This window comes from Streptococcus parasanguinis (genome assembly GCF_001578955.1).
Classification (GTDB): Bacteria; Bacillota; Bacilli; order Lactobacillales; family Streptococcaceae; genus Streptococcus; species Streptococcus parasanguinis_U.
Window position 1 is genome coordinate 339658 of the sequence record NZ_KQ969689.1, and the last position, 4612, is coordinate 344269.

The window sequence follows — 4612 nt, forward strand, 5'->3', positions numbered from 1 at the left end:
CTTTGTTGGCCGAAATGATGTCAACCACGCTATCGATGGGGACACCGTTGAGATCGTCATTACCAAGGTAGCAGACCGAAACAAAGGAACGGCGGCAGAAGCTAAGATTATTGATGTCTTGGAACATAGCATCAAAACGGTAGTTGGACAAATTGTCCTGGATGAGGAAAAACCTAAATATGCTGGCTACATTCGTTCGAAAAATCAAAAGATCAGCCAGCTGATCTATGTGAAGAAGCCAGCCATTCAATTGGAAGGGACCGAAATCCTCAAGGTCGAAATTGATCAATACCCGAGCCGCAAGCACAATTATTTTGTGGCGACGGTACGGGATGTAGTCGGGCATGTGACAGATCCAGGAATCGATGTCTTGGAAGTGTTAGAATCCATGGACATTGTCTCAGAATTTCCAGAAGAAGTGCTGAAAGAGGCTGAGCAGGTTCCAGATGCACCGCCTGCAAAGGATATAGAGGGACGGTTAGATCTGCGAGAGGAGATCACCTTTACCATCGATGGGGCAGATGCCAAAGACTTGGACGATGCGGTCCATATCAAGTTACTCAAGAACGGCAATTTTGAGCTGGGTGTTCACATCGCAGATGTTTCTTATTACGTTACAGAAGGTTCAGCACTCGACAAGGAAGCTCTAAATCGTGCAACGTCTGTTTATGTGACTGACCGAGTAGTACCCATGTTGCCAGAGCGTCTCTCCAATGGGATCTGTTCTTTGAATCCGAATGTGGATCGCCTGACCCAGTCTGCTATCATGGAGATTGATCCTCATGGCAAGGTCGTCAAACATACCATTACCCAAACAGTGATCAATACAACCTTCCGAATGACTTATAGCGACGTCAATGATATCTTAGCGGGCGACGAAGAAAAGGCTCAAACCTTTAAGAAAATTGTCCCAAGTATTCATCAAATGGCCACCTTGCATGGCATTTTAGAAAGCATGCGGATTCGCCGCGGAGCCCTTAATTTTGATGCCAATGAGGCTAAAATCCTAGTCAATAAAGAAGGAAAACCGGTCGATATCGTCCTCCGCCAAAGAGGGATTGCCGAACGGATGATTGAGTCCTTTATGTTGATTGCCAATGAAACAGTGGCGGAGCACTTTACGAGACTGAAACTGCCGTTCATCTACCGGATCCACGAAGATCCAAAGGCAGAAAAAGTACAGAAGTTTATCGATTATGCTTCCAGCTTTGGAATCCAAATCTACGGAACGGCTAGTGAGATGAGCCAAGAAGCCCTGCAAGAAATTATGCGCAAGGTCGAAGGAGAACCCTACGCAGACGTTCTCTCAATGATGTTGTTGCGCTCGATGCAGCAAGCTCGCTATTCAGAGCACAACCATGGCCACTATGGGCTTGCTGCTGAGTATTATACCCACTTTACCAGTCCCATCCGTCGGTATCCGGACCTGATGGTTCATCGAATGGTGCGCGAATACGGCAAATCCCAAGAAGTGGCAGAGCACTTTGAACAAGTCCTTCCAGACATTGCCAGCCAATCCTCTAGTCGGGAACGCCGAGCTATTGATGCGGAGCGCGAAGTAGAAGCCATGAAGAAGGCTGAATACATGGAAGACTATGTTGGGGAAGAATACGATGCCGTGGTTTCCAGTGTGGTAAAATTTGGCCTCTTTGTGGAGTTGCCAAATACGGTTGAAGGCTTGATCCATATTACCAATCTTCCTGAATTCTACCATTTTAACGAACGGGATCTAACCCTTCGCGGAGAAAAATCAGGAGTGACCTTCCGTGTCGGTCAGCAAATCCGGATCAAGGTAGAAAGAGCCGACAAGATGACAGGAGAGATTGATTTCTCTTATATTCCAAGTGAATGGGATGTCGTCGAAAAAGGCCTCAAGGCCAAAGGACGTGACCGAGATGGCAATCGCCGGGATCGCAGACGCAAGGATAAAAAAGTTTCTATGGGATCAACCGCTAGAAAAGATGACAAGCGGAAAGATTCTTCCTCTAAATCCAAAAAGAAAAATGGGAAGAAACCATTTTACAAGGAAGTAGCAAAGAAAGGAGCCAAACATGGCAAAGGGCGAAGGAAAGGTGGTCGCGCAAAATAAAAAGGCGAGACATGACTACACCATCGTGGATACGATTGAAGCAGGGATGGTGCTGACAGGGACAGAGATCAAAAGTGTCCGTGCAGCACGCATTAACTTGAAAGATGGCTTTGCGCAAGTGAAAAATGGCGAAGTTTGGCTTAGCAATGTCCACATTGCTCCTTATGAGGAAGGCAATATCTGGAACCAAGATCCAGATCGTCGTCGCAAGCTCCTGCTTCACAAAAAGCAAATCCAAAAGCTGGACCAAGACACCAAAGGGACCGGAATGACCTTGGTGCCTTTGAAGGTCTATCTCAAGGATGGCTATGCCAAATTGCTTTTGGGGCTCGCTAAAGGGAAACATGATTATGACAAGCGTGAATCCATCAAGCGTCGGGAACAAAACCGCGACATCGCGCGGGTCATGAAACAATACAATACACGTTAAAGAATAAGGCAGTTTTGAAACTTGTTTCAGATCTGTCTTTTTTCTTAGAGATGGGCTCTCCTTTTCCAACTTGAAAAGAGGCCCCTTTTCCTGTATGATAAGGGTAGTGAAAGAAAAAGGAGAAGCAGCATGACACAAAAATTGATCGCCTACAAGCGCATGCCTATCTGGACCAAGGATAGCATGCCAGAAGCTCTTCAAAGAAAGCACAATACCAAGGTAGGAACCTGGGGAAAGATTACAATTTTAAAGGGTCAGTTACGATTTATTGAATTGACCGAAGAGGGGGAAGAAATCGCGAGCCACCTCTTTGAAGCAGGAGCAGAGAACCCCATGGCCGAGCCCCAGGCCTGGCATCGTGTCGAAGCGGCGACTGACGATGTGGAGTGGTACCTAGAATTTTACTGTGAGCCAAAAGACTATTTCCCCAAAAAATACAACACCAATCCTGTCCATTCAGAAGTGCTAGAAGCAGTGGGAATTGTCCCCGCTGGAAAGGCATTGGATCTAGGATGCGGGCAAGGACGCAACGCCCTCTTTTTGGCCCAACATGGCTTTGACGTGACAGCAGTGGATCAAAATGAACTGGCTCTTGAGATCTTACAAAGTATTGTCGCTGAGGAAGATCTAGAGATGCCAGTGGGACTCTATGATATCAATGCTGCAGCTCTTACCCTAAACTATGACTTCATCGTATCGACTGTGGTCCTTATGTTTTTAGAGGCTGATCGGATTCCAGCGATTATCCGCAATGTGCAAGAGCATACCAATCCAGGTGGTTACAATCTCATTGTCTGTGCCATGGATACAGAAGATTATCCTTGCCAGATGCCCTTCTCCTTCACCTTTAAAGAAGGAGAATTGGCGGAGTATTACAAGGATTGGGAATTGATCAAATACAATGAAAATCCTGGCCATCTCCATCGTCGAGATGAGAATGGCCATCGGATTCAACTTCGATTTGCAACCATGTTGGCAAAGAAAAAATAAAGAAAAAGCAGGAGCCTAGCATGAACTGCACCCCAAAAGTTAGATTTTTTCTGTCTAACTTTTTGGGGTCAGTACAGCATCCTGCTTTTTTGCTTTCTACAAACAAGTTGAACAAGGTGATCTATATGTTGTTCATTTGCCAAAAAGAAAAACCTTCTCCATAAAGGTAGGAAAAGGTTGGGGGATTTAGTTCCAGCTAGCAAAGTCGCAGACACTGAGAATAATGGTTGCAATTTCGATTGGCTCTTCTTTCGTACCTGATTCTAGCCAGGTCACAATCACAGATTCGATGGTAGCAATGAAAATTTCTAGACCATACTTGTATGGAACTTGAAAGTCTGAAATGATGTGTTCTTTCGCATGAGGAGTATCGTCTAGTGCATGGAGGGTAAAACTTCTTACCAATTTACGGAAGTCCGAGCAACAGGATTGGGACAATGCATAAATAAAATCATAATTCTCTTTAATAGTAGTCAAGACATTGAGAAAGTTTACATTGACAGGGCTTCCTTCAACGAAGAGGCTATCCAATTCTTGCATCATGTCCATTTTCATTTGCTCAAACATGTCGTATTTATCGACATAGTGCAAGTAGAAGGTCCCGCGGTTAATCCCAGCGGTTTCGGTTAATTGTCGAATAGTGATGCTGTCAAAAGGTTGTTGCAAGAGGAGTTTTGAGAGCGCATTTCGTAAGTCTGACTTGGTTGTTGTTTGTCTTTGGCGTACCATATGTTCCTTTCTGTAGTTGTATAAATTTATTCTTATTTATTTGACGTTAAAATAATTTATATGTTAAATAATTTCACGACACTAACAAAGAGCATTATACTCCAAAAGAATAAATTAGACAACAATTCTCATTTTTGTACAGATAACGAAAAGTGTACAAAAATTTTATAAGTTTATGAATGACGGGCACTGACAAGATTTTGTGAAAATCTCACAACAATTAGTGATTTAAAATAATTCCCTCCTAAAAAAATGGTCAGGAAATTTTTAGGAAATGGAGGAGCAAGATGGAAAAGGGAGTGTAATAAAAAAAAGAGGCTGGGACAAAAGTCCTAGCCTCTCAATTATTTTTGGATTGTCGAGCAAGACGCAGT

At 44.0% G+C, this 4612-nt stretch carries 4 protein-coding genes; 3 read left to right on the plus strand and 1 reads right to left on the minus strand.

Features of this window, described 5'->3' with window-relative positions; translation table 11 throughout:
* The 3 genes from rnr to tehB all read left to right on the plus strand — a co-directional run.
* The coding region (rnr, locus tag SPADD19_RS01635; protein WP_241496391.1) for a ribonuclease R at positions 1-2089 on the plus strand (2089 nt) is incomplete at its 5' end.
* The gene (gene smpB, locus SPADD19_RS01640) at positions 2052-2519 is read left to right on the plus strand and encodes an SsrA-binding protein SmpB (protein ID WP_003005443.1); all 468 of its coding nucleotides are present in this window, start codon (positions 2052-2054) and stop codon (positions 2517-2519) included. The genes rnr and smpB, both read left to right, overlap by 38 nt.
* 129 nt (positions 2520-2648) lie before the next feature.
* Complete coding sequence (tehB, locus tag SPADD19_RS01645; RefSeq protein ID WP_061455037.1) at positions 2649-3509, plus strand: SAM-dependent methyltransferase TehB; 861 nt, start codon at positions 2649-2651, stop codon at positions 3507-3509.
* A 186-nt stretch (positions 3510-3695) separates the two neighbouring features.
* Here the strand turns inward: tehB and SPADD19_RS01650 are convergent, their stop codons facing one another.
* On the minus strand, positions 3696-4238 hold the full coding sequence (locus SPADD19_RS01650) for a TetR/AcrR family transcriptional regulator (protein WP_061455038.1): 543 nt from the start codon (positions 4236-4238) through the stop codon (positions 3696-3698).
* Positions 4239-4612: the final 374 nt, after the last annotated feature.

Bases quoted from the DNA above. Each gene is read 5' to 3' on its own strand.
- smpB (WP_003005443.1), top strand. From the start codon at position 2,052: ATGGCAAAGGGCGAAGGAAAGGTGGTCGCGCAAAATAAAAAGGCGAGA.
- SPADD19_RS01650 (WP_061455038.1), bottom strand. From the start codon at position 4,238: ATGGTACGCCAAAGACAAACAACAACCAAGTCAGACTTACGAAATGCG.
- tehB (WP_061455037.1), top strand. From the start codon at position 2,649: ATGACACAAAAATTGATCGCCTACAAGCGCATGCCTATCTGGACCAAG.